This window comes from Providencia sp. AGC89 (genome assembly GCF_053543535.1).
Map to the genome: position 1 here is coordinate 1 of NZ_JBIXLP010000085.1, position 1,068 is coordinate 1,068.

2 pseudogenes are annotated in these 1,068 nt (G+C 39.2%); one reads left to right on the plus strand and one right to left on the minus strand.

The window, feature by feature from the left end:
• Positions 1 to 286: pseudogene (locus ACIPUA_RS17930) on the plus strand (IS91 family transposase); the annotation flags it as partial.
• Between the two features lie 415 nt (positions 287 to 701).
• On the opposite strand, the pseudogene ACIPUA_RS17935 reads toward ACIPUA_RS17930, so the two are convergent.
• A pseudogene (locus ACIPUA_RS17935) lies at positions 702 to 1,068 on the minus strand (Rpn family recombination-promoting nuclease/putative transposase); the annotation flags it as partial.

Sequence of the window (1,068 nt, forward strand, 5' to 3'; positions counted from 1 at the left end):
ACATTTTAAGATGATCCGTTATTACGGTTTTTTAGCTAATTGCAAACGCGGGAGTTTATTACCGAAGGTGTATGATGCATTAGACATGATACATCCTAATGTTCCTGAAAAACCGGGCTTTGCGGCACTGATGAAAGGATTTTTAAACACGGAGCCGTACCAATGTATTTTATGTGGAAACCGACTGCGATTTATGAGTGCAGAAAAAGGCATACACGCGGCCACTTTGCTGTCAGAAAGGCGGGATAAAATGGCTAGAAAACGATGGTTACAAACGGCAGCCTAGGATCAGTGTGCCTAAAATTTCAGTTTTTGGCTAAAAATAGCGCAATTACACATTATCATGGTTAAGTTTAAATACGATATAGAGACCATTTAATAGACTTTGCTACCAAACATAGCCTTATAGGCTCGTTAAATCGCTCATCCAGTTTCCTAACCATGAACTTAATTGGAAATTATGAATTTTATCGAAAGGATAAAATTATTAATATTCATAAAGTTATAGATAAACTTATTGCTAGTTTTGAAATTGATTTTTTGAGTGAATGCCTTGAGTGACAAGGGATTGCAGAGAGGTGTCGGACAAACCGTTCTTTAAGTCAAAAGACCCCGTTATGAAAAATCGCAAAGCATCGCTAAACTCATTGAGTTAGCGACGTTTGCGTTAAGCACAAAAATGACAAAGGAATAGGGTGATACTACTGAAGGGAAATGAGCTCTTCGCGGCTTAAACCGGTACTTTCAATGATAAGATCAAGGCTAACACCGTTCTTGAGCAAGCTACGAGCCATTGTAATTTTAGCCTCTCGCATGCCTTTCTCAATACCTTGCTCAATGCCTTTCTCTAGGCCTTTTTCCCAGCCGATTTTCTCGCCTTTATCTTGTAAGCGTTGTGCAATATTCATAATTGCCTCCTTGTGCCTTTCTGCCTGTTCACTCAATTGCTCGACAATATGTTCAAAGTTGGGTGAGTCCAGTGCAATGAACAGATAATTGAGGATAGTGACGATGTCGTTATCACTATTATAGTGTTGATTGATGGCTTGTGCCAATAGCGGGATAACA